Annotated in this window: 1 pseudogene; it reads left to right on the forward strand. The window is 25.6% G+C overall.

From position 1 onward, the window contains the following. Positions 1-250, forward strand: a pseudogene (locus NG904_RS17060) (flagellar biosynthesis protein FlhF); the annotation flags it as partial.

The raw sequence follows: 250 nt of genomic DNA on the forward strand, positions 1-250 counted from the left end.
AGATTCAAATAAAACTAACAATAAAAAAGATGATAAAATAGGGGATTCATTAAGTAATATAAAAAGATTATTAGAAACTTCTGATAAAAATACAATAATAGAGAAAGATGAAGAAGCTACAAGAGCTGTTTTGAATTTAACCACTAAATTAAAGGCAGAAGCAAAGGTAAATTCATACAAACCATCAGAATTGATTAAAGATTCTATGCATAAAGAAGTTAGTGAAATGAAAGAGCTTTTGAATAGAGTT

Origin of the sequence: Clostridium sp. ZBS15, from assembly GCF_023845705.1 — a bacterium.
In the GTDB taxonomy this organism is placed as follows: domain Bacteria; phylum Bacillota; class Clostridia; order Clostridiales; family Clostridiaceae; genus Clostridium; species Clostridium aquiflavi.